We start from the raw sequence: 15,938 nt of genomic DNA on the forward strand, positions 1-15,938 counted from the left end.
TGGCTCAATGTTTCTACCACACAAACAGGCCGACAATCGCAGCGCTTAGTAAAGATACCGCAATTCCGCTGACGAGCAATTTCCACACGTTTTTCCCGATGACCGTTGACTTTTCGCCGTCAAGGATAGAGTTGTACGTTCCGTAGATCATGCCGACAGTACTGAAGTTGGCAAATGACGTCAGGAATGTCGTCGCCACCGCAACTGTGTGAGGCGGAAGTGTTGTAAGATTGTTTTTCAAATCAAGCATCGCAACAAACTCGTTCGTTGCCAATTTCATTCCCATCAGCTGAGCAACATACATTGCATCATGTACTGGCAGCCCAAGCAGGAATGCGAACGGACTGAAGAGGTAAGCAAAAATTGTCTGGATGGTCAGTCCGTGTACGAAAACGCCAAGAATGCCATTGACTGCAGACGTTAATGCTACATATCCGATCACCATTGCCAAAATAACGATAACCATGTTCATGCCGACAAGCATACTGTTAGAAATCGTAGAGAAAAAGTCCTTCTTCTCTTCTTTAGGCGGTGTATAGATGATATCTTCATCCTCCGGCACATGGACAGGGTTCAGCAGGTTTGCAATAATCAGCGCATTTAAGCAGTTCAAAGGAATCGCTGTAAACACGTATGTCGCCGGCACCATTGACAGGTAAGATCCAATAATGGAGCCGCTGATGCTGCTCATGCTCATTAAGCCGAATGTAAGCAAGCGGTTGTTATTTAATACTGTAAGCTGCTGGCGGATGACCGCAAGTGCTTCAGTATTTCCCAGGAACATCATTTGAATAGAGAAAAAGCTTTCTAATTTCGGCAACCGGGAAGCCTTTGAAATGACCCATCCGATTTTATCAATAAGCCAAGGCAAAATGCCGAAATATGTTAAAATATCAAAGAATGTGACGATAAAGATAATTGGAAGAAGTGCACTAAAGAAAAAGTCTACTGTTTCATTCGCCATGACTGACGGGAAGGCAAACGCGATACCGTCACTGGCGCAAGCAATCAGCCAAGTGAAGAAATCCCCAATTTTACCGATGGTCCAGCTCCCGACTTTTGTTCCCAGCATAAACCAAGTAATGAGCAATTCCAGAACAATTAATGTAATGATCGGGCGCCACTTGATTTTCTTTTTCTGCGGAGAACATAGGAATACAACTGCCATAATCACAATGAGACCGATAAGGTTTAATAAAAAGTACATGATAGCAACTCCTATGAGGTTTATTTTGGAAACAAAAAAAGCTCCTATCCTTCACAAATTCTGGAAGTGCAGAAAGTGTGAAAAATAAGAGCAAACAGAAAAGAACTTGTCCTTTTCAACTCGTTCAAATTTATTCAAACTTTCTTGTAGTCTAGTTTTTTACGGTTACTAGGTAGAAACAATCAGACCATATTACTGATCATATACAAGAATGTCTTTTTCTAAGATGATAGCAGTATTTTATCCTTTCACTTTTTGAAAATCAACCTTTTTAACTATTTTCACAATAATAAAATTTATATCTTGAATTTGAGAAAATAAAGGAAATACATGTGGAGTTGTTATGCTGCTATGATGTTTAGGAAATCAGGAGGGGAAAAATGAAGCATTTATCATTGGGGGTCTTGTTAATCAGGCTTTGATCGGCCTGTCTTGACATACAGCCGGTGGTTAGAATGGATGAGCTTTTTGCCTAAGGCTTCGACAGATCCTTTTTAGTCAGCGAAATATGTATTGCCTTCACAAAGCTGCTACAGCACGTCAAAAATCCGCTCGGTTCGCAAAGAAGATTTTCCTTATGTATGAATTCATTCAGTTAAAGGAAGCAGGAAAGTTACAGTCTCCTAAGAAACCGCAGACGCATTGATTCATTTTCTGACTCATGAGGAATTTGGAAAACAAGCAATCGTCGAATAATTATTTCCCATTTATGAATAATGGTTGTGTACAGGGGAGGGAAACTCCATGAAGCAAAAAGAAACGGTTGATTTCGATATCCTATTAGGCAGAGGAAAGCTCCGAAAAAAGAGCTTTCCTTTTTATTCGGAATAGTTGGCCTCGGCTCCCCGTACATATGGAAAGGGGAAGAAAACAATCAAGATAATTGTAAACGCTTTCGTCCGTAAGGTTGTTGGAGAAAACGAAAGGGGCGTCAATATGGGAAAAGTACTGTCATCAAGTAAAGAAGCCGCGGAACTGATTTGTGATGGAGATACGCTGATCGCAGGAGGATTCGGGCTGTGCGGCATTCCTGAACAGCTCATTTTGGCGATCAGAGATCAGGGAGCAAAGGATTTAACCGTTGTCAGCAACAATTGCGGAGTCGATGACTGGGGGCTCGGTTTGCTTCTGGCTAATAGGCAAATCAAGAAAATGATCTCATCCTATGTCGGTGAAAATAAAATTTTTGAGCGGCAGTTTTTAAGCGGAGAGCTTGAGGTTGAACTTGTTCCCCAGGGAACGCTCGCTGAGAGAATTCGTGCAGGCGGGGCAGGCATACCGGGATTTTACACGGCAACAGGTGTTGGTACTTCAATAGCAGAGGGAAAAGAACATAAAACGTTCGGCGGCCGGACATATGTGCTGGAGCAAGGCATCATCGGCGACGTGGCGATTGTCAAAGCGTGGAAAGCGGACACTAAGGGGAATTTGATCTTTCGGAAAACGGCGAGAAATTTCAATCCCGTTGCCGCCATGGCAGGCAAGATCACGATTGCCGAGGCGGAAGACATCGTGGAAGCGGGAGAGCTCGATCCAGATCACATCCATACGCCGGGCATTTACGTACAGCATGTGGTGCTTGGCGCGAGCCATGAAAAACGGATTGAAAAGCGAACAGTCCGACAAGCGGCGGGAAAGGGTGAGGCGAAATGAAGGAAGCGAGAAAACGAATGGTCAAACGCGCTGTACAAGAAATCAAGAATGGAATGAATGTCAATCTTGGGATTGGAATGCCCACGCTTGTCGCAAATGAGATACCCGACGGCGTTCACGTCATGCTTCAGTCAGAAAACGGCTTGCTCGGGATCGGCCCGTATCCTGTGGAAGGAATGGAAGACGCGGATTTGATCAATGCAGGAAAGGAAACAATCTCTGAAGTGACGGGCGCTTCCTATTTTGACAGCGCTGAGTCATTCGCGATGATAAGAGGCGGGCATATCGATTTGGCTATTCTTGGCGGCATGGAGGTTTCTGAGCAGGGGGATTTGGCCAATTGGATGATCCCGGGGAAAATGGTCAAAGGGATGGGAGGCGCCATGGATCTCGTCAACGGGGCGAAACGGATCGTTGTCATCATGGAGCATGTCAATAAGCATGGCGAGCCAAAAGTGAAAAAGACATGCTCTCTTCCGCTGACGGGGCAGAGAGTCGTTCACAGGCTGATTACGGATTTGGCTGTGTTTGATTTTGATCACGGCCGCATGACACTAACTGAACTTCAGGAAGGTGTCACAATGGATGAGGTTTATGAAAAAACAGATGCCGATTTTGCTGTCAGCCAGGCGGTGCTTAAATCAAACGCTTGATATGAAAAAACACACTTGCTCCGCCAGGGAATCAAGTGTGTTTTTTCTTTGCTTATTTCCAAACATCGTTAGCAATCTCAACCACATGGCGCAGCTTCGCCCATTGCTGTTCTTCAGTCAGCTTGTTGCCTTCCTCAGTGGAAGCGAATCCGCATTGAGGGCTGAGGCAAAGCTGGTCTAAATTTACATAGCGGGACGCTTCTTCGATACGGCGTTTTACATCATCCGGGTGTTCAAGCTCACCGAATTTAGATGTCACTAAGCCAAGGACAAGCTGAAGATCAGAGCGCTTCACATAACGGAGCGGTTCAAATCCGCCTGAGCGTGAATCATCATACTCTAGGAAAAGCCCGTCCAGGTTCAAGCCGTCAAAAATGGTTTCGGCTGCTGCGTCATAGCCGCCTTCCGCTGTCCAAGTGGACTGGAAGTTGCCGCGGCAAATATGCATTGTTACGGTCAAGTCATCCGGACGGTCTGCAATCGCGTCGTTAATAGATTTCGCAAACAGCTGGCGAAGCTCGTCAGGCGTTGTGCCGAACGCTTCGATTTGTTTTAAGCCTTTTTCAGATAAGAAAACAGCCCATGCTGTATCATCAAGCTGGAGGTAGCGGCAGCCTCTGTCATAAAACGCTTGAATCGCTTTTTTATATGCTTTGGATACATCGTGCTGGAAAAGGTGATAGTCGTTTTTGTATGCATCCTTTTCCAGCTTTCCGCGGAAAAACAGCATATTTGGGCTTGGGATCGTCATCTTTGGCGTCGCGTCACCGGCAATGCTATGGAGAAATGAGTAATCTTCAAGCATTGGATGAGTTGAAAAGTCGATATCACCGGTGACTTTAATGCCTCGTGCTTTTGTCTGTACATTATGGAATTGAATGCCCTGCTCAGGAATAAACGGCTCAACCCCATCCAGATTTTCCAGAAAATCAAAATGCCACCATGCTCTGCGGAATTCCCCGTCTGTCACGACGTTCAGGCCGGTTTCCTTCTGTTTTTCCACAATGCGGATGATTTCATCGTTTTCGATTTGGCGAAGCTGCTCAGCTGTAATCTCGCCGGCCGCTTTTTGCAGCCGCGCTTTTTTAACGGGCTCAGATCTCAGCAGGCTTCCAACTTGATCCGCGCGAAACGGCGGCTTTTTTCTTTGTCGTGCTTTTTGTTCTGTGTGTGTTGTTTGTTGTGACATGTTGTCCATTCCTTCTTTCCATTTCGAATATAAAAAAGCTCATCCTTTGGATAAGGAAGAGCTTGTGTGACAATCTCAACCTTATCTTCAAGAGCAATCAATGCTCTAAAGGATTTAGCACCATTCTGTTAAACAGCGGTTGCCGGGTATCGCAGGGCCAGTCCCTCCACCTCTCTTGATAAGGAAAACCATTTTATGAAATTTTCTGATAGTATCTATTATTCACACATTTTCTGTTTCTGTCAATGATAGATTATCTCCACACATCGTTGGCGATGTCGATGACGTGGCGCAGCTTCGCCCATTGCTGCTCTTCTGTCAAAAGATTGCCTTCTTCCGTAGAGGCGAAACCGCACTGCGGGCTGAGGCACAGCTGGTCAAGGCTGACAAAGCGCGCCGCTTCATTGATGCGGCGCTTCACATCCTCAGGATTTTCCAGATCGCCGTATTTGGATGTAATTAAGCCGAGCACAATGCGCAGATCCTTGCGTTTTACGAAACGGAGCGGATCAAAATTTCCTGAGCGGTCATCATCGTATTCTAAGAACAGCCCATCCAGATTCAAGCCGTCCAAAATTGTTTCCGCTATAGCGTCATAGCCTCCTGATGCCGCCCAAGTCGACTTGAAGTTGCCGCGGCAAATGTGCATCGTGATTGCTAAATCATCAGGGCGGTCTGCCACTGCATCGTTAATCGTTTTGGCGAATAAGGCAGGCAATGTTTCTGGATCACCGCCAAGTGCCCGGACGACCTCTCTGCCTTTTTCCTCAAAGAAGAGAGACCATGACGTATCATCAAGCTGAAGATAGCGGCATCCAGCATCATAGAAGGCTTTAATTGCTTTTTTGTACGTTTGGGCCAGATCATGAAAATATTCCTCTTGGTCGTCATAAATCTCTTTATCCGCCTTTTCACCGAAAAACAGCATATTCGGGCTCGGAATCGTCAATTTTGGTGTCGCGTCGCCGGCGATCTCATGTAAAAATTGATAATCGGCAAGCGCTGGGTGGCTCGTAAAATCGAGTTTACCCGTCACTTTGATGCTCCGTGCTTTTGTTTTCGCATGATGGAATTGAATCCCTTCAGCCGGGATGAACGCTTCCACACCGTCAAGGCCTTCCAGGAAATCGTAATGCCACCAAGATCGGCGGAATTCCCCATCTGTTACCACATCGAGACCGATTTCTTTTTGTTTTTCTACAATGCGGGTGATTTCTTGATTTTCGATATCACGAAGCTGATCTGCAGTGATCTCGCCGGCCGCTTTTTTTTGCCGGGCTTCTTTTATTGGAGCAGATCTCAGTAAACTGCCGACATGATCGGCACGGAAAGGAGCTTTGCGTTGTTTTTCTGTTATTTGTCCTGCAACATTTGTTTGTTGAGCCATGTCATTCGCCTCTTTTCTGCAATGTGGTGAGCATAAAAAAGCTCTCCCTTTGTGTAAGGAAGAGCTTGAATGATCAAATCTCCGCCTCATCTGCAAGAACACAATGTTCTAAAGGATTTAGCACCATTCTGTTTGAAACAGCGGTTGCCGGGTATCATAGGGCCAGTCCCTCCACCTCTCTTGATAAGGTATATCTTCATATTCAGATTTCAATTATCTTAATATTATTACTTTTTACTCAATTGTCAACCTTTTTTAGAAAATGCTCTCATCTTCGTCGTTATATAATACCATATCAAGCACGATAGCAATGGCTGTACAGATCAGCACATCTTCCTCTTTTGCAATCTGTAAATGATAGGAATCACCCCAGCTGAGCCACTTTTTGCTCACTGACATACGGACATTCTCCCCGTCCGTCAGTTGAAATTCATTCTTCCACAAGTCACCGTCAATTTCCCAGTTGAGCTGGGAAATTTCAAATTTCGGTTTGAAAAACGTTAGTTTCTTCGCCACCTCACAAGCTGTTTCCCCGCCAATGGAAATCTTGTATCGCGGCAGAACAGACATTGTTTTTTGTTCTATGGAAACGAGTGTTTTACCGGATGAATCTGTCATTTGTAGCGAGTCCCCTAACGAAAAGAATCGGCCCTCGACCTTGAAAGCCTCTTGTTCATCTCGGTCATAAATGTGAAATTCATCTTTAAAAGAGAACATTTTCTGTTTCATAAATAATTCGATCATTGCTGAAGTCTCCTTTAGATTTGCCTTGTAAGAAATTACGGACTGGCGGCAAGAAAGTTTCAAGTTCCAAATCTAGTAATCAGAAACCTGCTGGTTGTTTTCCCGAGTGATAAATGTTTTTAAATTGAAAAGGCTGCATCATTCAGCAGCCTTTTCGTTTAAAATATAGGATTAGGAAAGATGCATCCGGCGTTTTTGGCGGATCGCGTCAAGGTCGATTAGGTTGTTGTGATGAGGTGCAGCTGCTGGCAGAGGGCTTGTCTTTTGCGGTTTACGGCGATTGTCCTTGCTGAAAGAAAAAAGAAGATAGCCACATAATGCGATGATAATAAATAGGATCATTTTACATACCTCCCAAAAAAAGTTTTGGTATTATCTATTGTACGGATAAAAAGCCAAAAAGTATTCAAAAAATTCTAAATCAATAAAAAATAAATAACTGCCCCTCAAAAACAGTCTAACCTGTTGACCTGAAAATAGTCTTACAACAGGGTGTTAGTTCTGGTTGGTGATTGGTTCTATAGTTACTATCGACGATAAAATAAAATCTTTTATATTACTTTTAACCTAAAAATTAATAATTCAAATTACCTGTTTTAGGTTGTTGTTTTCTTTCTTGTTTGGTTTATACCCTATTTTGCGGAATTAAACACAAAAAACCCAAATTTCGGAGCATTTGGGCGGTACGAGGGTATGCTGATTGTGGTTTTGTGGATTTGGAAGAATGTTAGAAGAAGCGTTTGAACATTTTTCTGATTTTTTGAAATGGGCTCGATTTCTTTTGTATGTTAAGCGGCCTGCTCCTTATCCATTTTTTCAATAGACTTTTTGCAGCTATAGCATGTTTTGTCATTGTTTTCCTCCTCAACTGTTGATACTTGTTTTACGGAGGAAGTATTCAAAATGTTTCATATTTACACAAAAAAACCAGTCCTTTTTAGGACTGGCTCTTGGTATTATGCCTGTTCTTCAAACAGTTTTGCAATCTCGACGATGACATTTACGGCTTTCACCATGTTATCGGCTGAGATGTATTCAAATTTGCCGTGAAAGTTTTCCCCACCGGTAAAGATGTTTGGCGTAGGGAGTCCCATGTAGGACAGCTGGGATCCGTCCGTGCCCCCGCGGATTGGAGAAATCTTCGGTTCGATGCCGAGGTTTTCCATCGCTTGCTTGGCAATGTGGACAATTTCGATCACAGGTTCAATTTTCTCTCTCATATTGTAGTATTGATCGTTCATATCAAGCTGAATCCGATCTTGCCCGTATTCGTTTTGAAGTTCTTCAACGACACGCTTCATTGTTTCTTTTCTGCTTTGGAAGTTGCCTTTGTCAAAGTCTCTGATAATGTAGTGGAGTTTTGTTTCCTCTACATCTCCTTGAATCGACAGCAAGTGGTAGAAGCCTTCGTACCCTTCTGTATATTCAGGCGCTTCGTCTGCCGGCAGCAGGCTGTTCAGCTTCATTGCGATTTTCGCAGAGTTGATCATTTTCCCTTTTGCCGTTCCGGGATGTACGTTGTTGCCTTTGATTGTGATTTTTGCAGCAGCTGCATTGAAGCTTTCGTATTCTAGTTCGCCGAGCGGGCCGCCGTCAACTGTGTAGGCAAAGGACGCATTGAATCGTTTCACATCAAATTTGTGCGGCCCTCTTCCGATTTCTTCATCAGGCGTAAAAGCGACTCTGATGGTGCCGTGTTTGATTTCAGGGTGTTTGATAAGGTAATCCATGGCTGTCATGATTTCGGCGATACCGGCCTTATTGTCTGCGCCGAGAAGGGTTGTGCCGTCTGTGGTAATGAGAGTATGGCCCTTATAGCCGGGCAGTTCAGGGAATTGATCAGGCGACAGGATCACCTGCAGCTGTTCATTAAGCACAATGTCTTTTCCATCGTAGTTTTCAATGATTTGCGGATTCACGTTTTTGCCGGTAAAGTCTGTGGCAGTATCGACGTGAGCGAGAAAGCCGATAGTCGGCACGTCTTTTTCAGTATTGGAGGGAAGAGTCGCCATGACATAGCCGTTTTCATCAATGGCTACATCCTGCATGCCAATGGAGTTCAATTCATCAACGAGCATGTTTCCTAGTGTCAATTGGCCGGGTGTGGAAGGGCAGGTGTCGACGGATTCGTCGGACTGCGTGTCGACTTTTACATATGTAGTAAACCGTTCAATAATCTCTTCTTTCATTTCCAATCATCTCCTTTCTCTTATTTTATCATGACAGGATGCGAGTTTTCTATTGCACAATACCGTTTCGAATCGCAAAAACGACTGCCTGTGTCCGATCTTGGGCATTGCATTTTTGCAGGATGCGGTGCACGTGAGTTTTCACAGTGCTTTCGCTGACGAAAAGCTTTTCACCAATGTCTTCATTTCTCAACCCATAGGCCATTTGCTGAAGAACCTCGAGCTCTCTTTTTGTAAACGGATCTGCCAGTTCTTCGGCTTGAGTTTGTTGCTTCGTGCGAAATGTGTCACTGATATTAAGCATAGCGAATATTGGAAAAGAAAACGTCAACCGGCAGATTGATTTTACAGCTGCTACACGCATTCGGCATAATATGGCGTGAAAAGGCTGTAAACCTATATCGGATAGCCTGCAAATATGAAAAAACTATTAATAAACGATTAAACTTCTTGAAAATGGATGTAGACCAGTCATAAACACTATATAATTAAATCAGGTCATTTTTTAGGAGGGTTTACATCATGGCAATACTTGTTACTGGCGGTGCCGGGTACATCGGAAGCCACACATGTGTGGAGTTATTGAACAGCGGCTATGAGATTGTTGTTCTTGATAATTTGTCCAACAGTTCAGCTGAGGCACTGAACCGTGTAAAAGAGATTACAGGAAAAGATTTAACGTTCTATAAAGCGGATCTATTGGATCGGGAAGCGGTAGATTCGGTTTTTGCAGAGAACAAGATTGAAGCTGTGATTCATTTTGCGGGGTTAAAAGCAGTCGGTGAATCTGTTGCGATTCCGCTCAAATATTATCATAACAACCTGACGGGAACGTTTATTTTATGTGAGGTCATGGAGAAATACGGCGTAAAGAAAATCGTATTCAGTTCGTCTGCGACGGTGTATGGCGTTCCGGAAACATCACCCATTACGGAGGACTTTCCATTAGGCGCGACAAATCCTTATGGGCAGACGAAGCTCATGTTAGAACAAATATTGCGTGATCTGTACACAGCCGACAATGAGTGGAGCGTTGCACTGCTTCGTTATTTTAATCCGTTCGGCGCGCATCCAAGCGGACGGATCGGTGAAGACCCGAACGGCATTCCGAATAACCTCATGCCGTATGTAACGCAGGTAGCCGTCGGCAAACTTGAGCAATTAAGCGTATTCGGCAATGACTATCCGACAAAAGACGGGACAGGCGTGCGCGATTATATTCACGTCGTTGATCTCGCAGAGGGCCACGTCAAAGCGCTTGAAAAAGTATTGAACTCCACTGGAGCAGATGCATACAACCTCGGAACAGGCACAGGCTACAGTGTGCTTGAAATGGTCAAAGCCTTTGAAAAAGTGTCAGGAAAAGAGATTCCGTACCGTTTTGCGGACCGCCGTCCTGGAGACATCGCCACCTGCTTCGCAGATCCTGCAAAAGCCAAGCAAGAACTAGGCTGGGAAGCAAAACGAGGCCTTGAGGAAATGTGTGCCGATTCATGGAGGTGGCAGTCTTCTAATGTGAATGGGTATAAGAGTGCGGAATAAGAATGGAGGCCTTCTCAACAGAGAAGGCCTTTTATTAGAGAAAAAGGGTGCCTGTTAAAGCACCCTTGTCTGCTATTATTTGATTTTTACAATAACATCATTACTGAATTTGAGTTTCCAAGTTCCTTTTGCATAAGCTTCTTTGTCAACTTCAAATGCTTTCACACCTGTTACTTTAATATTAGGATTTAGATCACTCAAAATTTTAGAGTTATCAACTTTTGTCTCAGTTGCATAGTTTACAGAAGCATCAATATCAGAATCATAAGAAGTGCCATCAGCATCAACTAATTTAACAGTTGGAATTGAAAAAGAACTTATCGGCTTTTTAGATACGTTTTTAATTGTATATTGAACAGCTACAATCGTACCTCCATCAGAGGCTTTCTTTTCAACATATTGAGTTCCGACAGTATCTCTGTCCTCTACTTTTGTAACTGTTACTTCAGTTTTTTCAGTTTTTACAGTATCACCGATATTGTATGTTTTTTCAGTTTCTGCTTTGCTGCTGCTCGATGTTTTGGAAGTGGCTTCTGAACCGCCTCCGCCGCCAATGTTAGCAATAATAATGATGACAACAACTGCGAGAATAAACGTAATGATTTTATGTCGCATAAAAAAGTTACGTTGATCCTTACCGCAGTTAGGACATTTTTTTACACCCTTTGCAATTTCTTGGCCGCAAGCTTTACAGGGTACTAGTTTTCCTGCCATTCTATTTCCTCCTATGTAATTAAATGTACAAAACATATGTACTATAATGCCTATATTATTTCACTTAGTCAATATAAAATTATGAATATCTTATAAATATTATCATTTATAGTTAATTTTACCTTTAAAATATATGCTTTTTTTCTTATCGGTCATTTCTGTTATTTGTTAATAGGAAAATCTTTTTTTCTGTAGCTCATCTGAATAAATCTCCGCACATACCTCTTGAACCAATTCAAACCGTCCCTTATAATGCTAATATTGGAAAGTAAAGATGATATGATAAAAACAGTGGTTTTCTAGGGTTCCGCAATGCAAATTGGACTGTGACCGAGAGAAAACACATAGCAGCCCGGCTGTTATGACACGGTGGGATAAAAGCCCAGGAGTTTCTGCTCTTTTGCGAGAGCGTACTCCTGGGTTTTTTTGTTGATACTATATTGAGAAGGAGTGTTTTGTGATGAAAAAGAAAATGCTTGATGTGCTAATGCTTCTGATTGGCGCTTTTTTCTTCGCGCTTGCAGTGAATTTGTTTGCGATTCCCAATGACCTTGGGGAAGGCGGGGTCACTGGGATTACGCTGATTTTGTATTATGTGTTTCAATGGTCTCCTGGGGTAACGAACTTTATCTTAAATGCACTTCTGCTTTTAATCGGCTACAAGTTTCTGGACGGTAAAACGACTGTCTATACAATCATTGCCGTAGCGGCGAATTCGCTTTTCCTTCATCTGACACATGGGTGGAGCACACCGTCTGATGAATTGATCATTAATACGATTTTCGCGGGTGTATTTGCGGGTGTCGGTATCGGCATGATTATACGTGTCGGCGGAACGACAGCCGGCTCTGCGATTCTGGCCAGAATTGCTAATAAATATTTAGACTGGAATATCAGCTACGCGCTTCTGTTTTTTGATTTACTCGTAGTATTTAGCTCTTATTTTATTATTGGTGCGGAAAAAATGATGTTTACGATCGTAATGCTGTATATCGGAACGAAAGTGATGGACTTTATTATTGAAGGCTTGAATACGAAAAAAGCGATTACGGTCATTTCGGAAAATAAGGGTGAAATTGCCGAGCAGGTAAATACCTTGATGGATCGGGGCGTGACGATTTTATCAGGGAAGGGGAGCTATACGGGCCAGTCAAAAGAGATTTTGTATATCGTCATTAACAAACAGGAGCTGTCCATGCTGAAGAAAATCATCAGAAGCTGTGATAAAAAAGCGTTTGTGATCGTTCATGACGTACGTGATGTGTTTGGCGAAGGGTTTGTTGATATATCTAAATAATTTACATGATAAATCAACAAGATAAGTATTACTGGGCTCAGCTTGTGGAGAAAACTATGTTTTTCTCCAAGCTTTTTTTGTGTGCTGTTTCTTTGGATTTTCAGCGTATTTCAAAAACTGAAAAAGAGCTCCCACATACCAAGCCCTGTTTGGCTGGGTGATGACCTTCTGGCGGTTCTTTGATCTTGTGAATTGTGTAAGCAATGGGCATGCGGAACAGGGTCATTGTTATTCAGTCCCAAAAACCATCTGTACGCCATATTGTAGTAAATTTTTTTCGAGCTGTCTTTCTGAACGAATACCGTAGAGGTAGCCGATAAACATCATTTTGAAGAAAATTATCAGGTCGAGTGAGGGGCGGCCTTTGTTTTCGCTGTAGTAAGGCTTAACCCTTTCAAGGATAAAAGAAGAGTCTATGTGTTTATCAATTTTCGAAGCAAATGATCCTCTTCGACGAGTTGGTCAAGCAGAACAAATTCGGATGCATTTTGAGAAGGATTTCTTGTGTGGAACATAAGAAAGACACCGTCCTTTTTAGTCTTTTTTTGGAGAATGGATATTTTAAGGGGAAAATAAAGGCTGTCGAGATTTCTCGACAGCCTGGACTATGAATCATTATCTATTAAATCAACTAAAAATTAAATAAAGATATTTTCCAACAGCTAGATGTTGATTTGTTGCAAGTATCGTTGCCTGGAATTGTAATAAAGTAATGAACCAATAACTAAAAAGACAAAGAGAAGATGGGAAAAATCAAAAAAGGTTATCGGCTCCTCATTGTATTTAATATTAATGATATTAAAGGAAGTTCGTTTTTGAATCCTATAGTGCCAAATAAGATCCCTGCTAGAGAGTGTATCGTGATTTTCACTAAACAAAAGGCCCTTGAGGGTCTTTTATGGATTTTGTAATCAGTAAATAGTTTTTTGTATGTTAGATGGACACTTAAATCACAAAGTGATATATTATTATTAAGTTAATGAATCTCTTTTATGTTTTTATTTGGTAAAAGATGCCTACTTCAGTTAACGGTAAAACATTCATGGCAAGGGGAAATATTTTTCTAATTAGAGTATATCATAAAGTAATTACGTTTGGGAGATATGTTTATTCGTATGAGGAAGGCGTTACCATCAAACTTAATGAGACGCTAATAATACAATGTCAAAAAGGGAAAAGTGCTAAAGAAAAGTAAAAAAGCTTCATTCGAAAGGATCAGAAAAACCGTAAAAAAATTTTAACTTATGATTAAGTTTTGACATTGAAACATGAGCTTATTAATACAGATGCAGTAGTATTCGAAGCTCACCAAAAAACAATTAACTTGTTGGGGAGGTTTATATGCTTAGTATGACTTGCGGTGGGCCAAATAGATCTCTGCTTTTAGTGTATATATAATAAGTTAATAATAATTAAAGGAGGCTCCTCTAAAATGGGGGATATTGTATTTGTTATAATCAATATATTCATACTAGCACTAATCGTGTCTGTTATTTTTGCTTTTATTAAATCATCTAATAAAACAAGGGCAAAATTAGAAAAGATTGAGGAAAAACTAAATGATATTTCTAATAAAAGATAAAAAAATCCATTGCAAGGTGGATTTTTTTTATTTCTATATGTTAATATTGGTTATATTGTAAATAGGAGGATTAATATGAAAAAAATAACATTACTACTAAGTTTGTGTCTGGGATTTTTAATTTTATCTGCTAATCCTGTAGGGGCGAAGGAAAACAAAGAATCTATTAATGCTAAATCTTTAAGTGAAATTGAAGACGAATTAGTAGAAAAAGGTGTAGAGTCTGAACATATACATAATCTTGCAAAAAAAATAAAAAAAGGTGAAAAATTAGATGCTGACAAATATTTAGAAAGTGATGAATCTAAAGGGGTTGAAATTGCTAGTCAAGAAAACCCTAATCAGCGTATAGAATTTGGAGATGGATCATTTATTGAAAATAGTATAGAAGATATTACTGAAGAAGAAAATAAAAATGTATTTAGACCATTAGGAATAGAGCAAATTGGAGGTATGAATGAGCACAGAATTTTAAAGATCTCTAATACTGCGGCTTGGGGATATGAATCTTTTAAAGTTGAGATTGATTTTCCTTTAATCGGATATGCTAAAATTTTAAGAGCTTACGATTGGTACTATTTGGGAGCTGTCTCTAGTGTTGATTATAGAGGGATCTATAGAGCTAGTGAAACAGCAAGTAGGGATGCTGTAGCAATGCAGAAGTTGCAAATTGGAATTAGTGGTATAAGTTATCTAGCTAAGTTAGAATTCAGAATAAAAGATGGTCGTTATTGGACAGTATATAAGGCTTAGTTAAAAGGTAATTTTAGTAAACGAAACTTAACTAAACCGTATTAAAAGGACAACCGGGTAATTCACTCTTGTCCCCATAGAAAAAACACCTTCTAGTATTATAACGGATAATAACTATCCTTATTCAAAATAGAAGGTGTTTTTATTTGACACACATGTATTGTCAGTCAAGGCTTGTAAAGAGCAAGTTCACCTTTCCTGTGAATTATATTTAAAGCTTTTCTTTTTTTGTTTAGTATTAGACAGACATCACTTCTCTCAACAAAACCATCCGTTCACTTATTATAATTTATTATCAAACGGGTATGAATCGACCTAATATCTAAAAGACTTTATTATCGAAACTTTCTTTACTTACAACTATTGAAGAAGAATGGAGAGCTGTAAAGAAAGAGTTATTGAATTTCCGAAGTGCGTGATAGTATGGTTAGATGATGTTTGGACAATAATTGAGAAGCTTCCTCACTTTTAACAAAGAGTTTCGAGGCGTAACGACTCAATAGACACTAAACTGACAGATATCTAAATAAAAACCCAAGAATCAGCCCACTAAAGAAATTGAAACATCAATTGATGAAACTTTTGTTCATCCTCCTTGGATCCTGCATTACTCTTCTATTTCCGTTGAAGCCGATAGGTAAACGAATGAGGTCTCTCTTTCAGTTTCCCGTCTATCTATGTCGAATATACTCTTTTTTATTGGAGAACAAAAGCGTTTCGACTTATACTGGATATACAGATTCTTACATAAGGAGACTATATGAAATCGTAGCTGGCTATTTATCCGGTTCGAAAGTGAGAGCAAGTAAATACCTTGATGGATCGGGGCGTGACGATTTTATCAGGGAAGGGAAACTATACGGGGCAATCAAAAGAGATTTTGTACATCGTCATAAACAAACAGGAACTGTCCATGCTGAAGAAAATTATCAGAAGCTGTGACAAAAAGGCGTTTGTGATTGTTCATGACGTACGCGATGTGTTTGGCGAAGGGTTTGTTGATATATCTAAATAATAAAAATCCCTCT

12 protein-coding genes, 4 pseudogenes and 4 riboswitches are annotated in these 15,938 nt (G+C 41.1%); of the genes and pseudogenes, 7 read left to right on the forward strand and 9 right to left on the reverse strand.

The genetic code is table 11. The annotated features are described in order from the left end of the window. Positions 1-13: 13 nt before the first annotated feature. Positions 14-1,207 carry a NupC/NupG family nucleoside CNT transporter gene (locus MOF34_RS12670; RefSeq protein ID WP_019716227.1) on the reverse strand — a complete coding sequence of 398 codons (1,194 nt, stop codon included), beginning with the start codon at positions 1,205-1,207 and terminating at the stop codon, positions 14-16. Positions 1,208-1,334: 127 nt separating this feature from the next. Continuing rightward, positions 1,335-1,436, reverse strand: a riboswitch (purine riboswitch). Positions 1,437-2,143: 707 nt separating this feature from the next. On the opposite strand from MOF34_RS12670, the gene MOF34_RS12675 reads away from it, so the two are divergent. Together MOF34_RS12675 and MOF34_RS12680 are read left to right on the forward strand one after the other, a co-directional pair. Next, positions 2,144-2,860: a CoA transferase subunit A gene (locus tag MOF34_RS12675; protein WP_268400397.1), complete on the forward strand. Its 717-nt coding sequence runs from the start codon at positions 2,144-2,146 to the stop codon at positions 2,858-2,860. Beyond that, the gene (locus MOF34_RS12680) at positions 2,857-3,513 is read left to right on the forward strand and encodes a 3-oxoacid CoA-transferase subunit B (protein WP_268400398.1); all 657 of its coding nucleotides are present in this window, start codon (positions 2,857-2,859) and stop codon (positions 3,511-3,513) included. Before MOF34_RS12675 ends, MOF34_RS12680 begins: the two co-directional genes overlap by 4 nt. A gap of 52 nt (positions 3,514-3,565) precedes the next feature. Here MOF34_RS12680 and MOF34_RS12685 read toward each other — a convergent pair whose 3' ends face one another. From MOF34_RS12685 to MOF34_RS12710, 6 genes and pseudogenes are all read right to left on the reverse strand, one after another. Next, on the reverse strand, positions 3,566-4,702 hold the full coding sequence (locus tag MOF34_RS12685; protein ID WP_268400400.1) for a 5-methyltetrahydropteroyltriglutamate--homocysteine S-methyltransferase: 1,137 nt from the start codon (positions 4,700-4,702) through the stop codon (positions 3,566-3,568). A 78-nt stretch (positions 4,703-4,780) separates the two neighbouring features. Further along, positions 4,781-4,887: riboswitch (SAM riboswitch) on the reverse strand. Between the two features lie 68 nt (positions 4,888-4,955). Further along, positions 4,956-6,089, reverse strand: coding sequence for a 5-methyltetrahydropteroyltriglutamate--homocysteine S-methyltransferase (locus MOF34_RS12690; protein ID WP_268400401.1), 1,134 nt, complete (start codon positions 6,087-6,089; stop codon positions 4,956-4,958). Positions 6,090-6,172: 83 nt separating this feature from the next. After that, a riboswitch (SAM riboswitch) is annotated at positions 6,173-6,279 on the reverse strand. A gap of 65 nt (positions 6,280-6,344) precedes the next feature. Then, the gene (locus tag MOF34_RS12695; RefSeq protein ID WP_268400402.1) at positions 6,345-6,833 is read right to left on the reverse strand and encodes an LURP-one-related/scramblase family protein; all 489 of its coding nucleotides are present in this window, start codon (positions 6,831-6,833) and stop codon (positions 6,345-6,347) included. 171 nt (positions 6,834-7,004) lie between these two features. After that, positions 7,005-7,283 (reverse strand): annotated as a pseudogene (locus MOF34_RS12700) (hypothetical protein). Between the two features lie 506 nt (positions 7,284-7,789). Further along, a complete protein-coding gene (gene pepT / locus MOF34_RS12705; protein WP_268400403.1) occupies positions 7,790-9,022 on the reverse strand; it encodes a peptidase T in 1,233 nt (410 codons plus the stop codon). A gap of 49 nt (positions 9,023-9,071) precedes the next feature. Next, a pseudogene (locus MOF34_RS12710) lies at positions 9,072-9,317 on the reverse strand (response regulator transcription factor); the annotation flags it as partial. A gap of 227 nt (positions 9,318-9,544) precedes the next feature. On the opposite strand from MOF34_RS12710, the gene galE reads away from it, so the two are divergent. Then, positions 9,545-10,564, forward strand: a complete 1,020-nt coding sequence (galE, locus tag MOF34_RS12715) for a UDP-glucose 4-epimerase GalE (RefSeq protein ID WP_268400404.1) — start codon at positions 9,545-9,547, stop codon at positions 10,562-10,564. Between the two features lie 75 nt (positions 10,565-10,639). Here the strand turns inward: galE and MOF34_RS12720 are convergent, their stop codons facing one another. Next, the gene (locus MOF34_RS12720) at positions 10,640-11,179 is read right to left on the reverse strand and encodes a DUF4352 domain-containing protein (RefSeq protein ID WP_136975890.1); all 540 of its coding nucleotides are present in this window, start codon (positions 11,177-11,179) and stop codon (positions 10,640-10,642) included. Positions 11,180-11,566: 387 nt separating this feature from the next. After that, positions 11,567-11,669, forward strand: a riboswitch (guanidine-I (ykkC/yxkD leader). A gap of 69 nt (positions 11,670-11,738) precedes the next feature. On the opposite strand from MOF34_RS12720, the gene MOF34_RS12725 reads away from it, so the two are divergent. Beyond that, on the forward strand, positions 11,739-12,575 hold the full coding sequence (locus MOF34_RS12725) for a YitT family protein (protein ID WP_268400405.1): 837 nt from the start codon (positions 11,739-11,741) through the stop codon (positions 12,573-12,575). 209 nt (positions 12,576-12,784) lie between these two features. On the opposite strand, the pseudogene MOF34_RS12730 reads toward MOF34_RS12725, so the two are convergent. Continuing rightward, a pseudogene (locus tag MOF34_RS12730) lies at positions 12,785-13,090 on the reverse strand (transposase); the annotation flags it as partial. Positions 13,091-14,007: 917 nt separating this feature from the next. Here MOF34_RS12730 and MOF34_RS12735 point away from each other — a divergent pair. The 3 genes and pseudogenes from MOF34_RS12735 to MOF34_RS12745 form a co-directional block, all read left to right on the forward strand. Continuing rightward, entirely contained in the window at positions 14,008-14,157 is a 150-nt protein-coding gene (locus MOF34_RS12735) for a hypothetical protein (RefSeq protein WP_268400406.1), read from the forward strand. Between the two features lie 75 nt (positions 14,158-14,232). Next, complete coding sequence (locus MOF34_RS12740) at positions 14,233-14,910, forward strand: hypothetical protein (protein ID WP_100739812.1); 678 nt, start codon at positions 14,233-14,235, stop codon at positions 14,908-14,910. 799 nt (positions 14,911-15,709) lie between these two features. Beyond that, positions 15,710-15,925, forward strand: a pseudogene (locus MOF34_RS12745) (YitT family protein); the annotation flags it as partial. Positions 15,926-15,938 lie beyond the last annotated feature (13 nt).

This window comes from Bacillus sp. T17B1, assembly GCF_026796395.1.
Taxonomy (GTDB): Bacteria; Bacillota; Bacilli; order Bacillales; family Bacillaceae; genus Bacillus; species Bacillus spizizenii_A.

Excerpts from the sequence above, each read along its gene's own strand:
- MOF34_RS12690 (WP_268400401.1), bottom strand. The coding sequence starts at position 6,089 with ATGGCTCAACAAACAAATGTTGCAGGACAAATAACAGAAAAACAACGC.
- MOF34_RS12695 (WP_268400402.1), bottom strand. The coding sequence starts at position 6,833 with ATGATCGAATTATTTATGAAACAGAAAATGTTCTCTTTTAAAGATGAA.
- galE (WP_268400404.1), top strand. The coding sequence starts at position 9,545 with ATGGCAATACTTGTTACTGGCGGTGCCGGGTACATCGGAAGCCACACA.
- MOF34_RS12725 (WP_268400405.1), top strand. The coding sequence starts at position 11,739 with ATGAAAAAGAAAATGCTTGATGTGCTAATGCTTCTGATTGGCGCTTTT.
- MOF34_RS12670 (WP_019716227.1), bottom strand. The coding sequence starts at position 1,207 with ATGTACTTTTTATTAAACCTTATCGGTCTCATTGTGATTATGGCAGTT.
- MOF34_RS12720 (WP_136975890.1), bottom strand. The coding sequence starts at position 11,179 with ATGCGACATAAAATCATTACGTTTATTCTCGCAGTTGTTGTCATCATT.
- MOF34_RS12680 (WP_268400398.1), top strand. The coding sequence starts at position 2,857 with ATGAAGGAAGCGAGAAAACGAATGGTCAAACGCGCTGTACAAGAAATC.
- MOF34_RS12735 (WP_268400406.1), top strand. The coding sequence starts at position 14,008 with ATGGGGGATATTGTATTTGTTATAATCAATATATTCATACTAGCACTA.
- MOF34_RS12675 (WP_268400397.1), top strand. The coding sequence starts at position 2,144 with ATGGGAAAAGTACTGTCATCAAGTAAAGAAGCCGCGGAACTGATTTGT.
- MOF34_RS12740 (WP_100739812.1), top strand. The coding sequence starts at position 14,233 with ATGAAAAAAATAACATTACTACTAAGTTTGTGTCTGGGATTTTTAATT.
- pepT (WP_268400403.1), bottom strand. The coding sequence starts at position 9,022 with ATGAAAGAAGAGATTATTGAACGGTTTACTACATATGTAAAAGTCGAC.
- MOF34_RS12685 (WP_268400400.1), bottom strand. The coding sequence starts at position 4,702 with ATGTCACAACAAACAACACACACAGAACAAAAAGCACGACAAAGAAAA.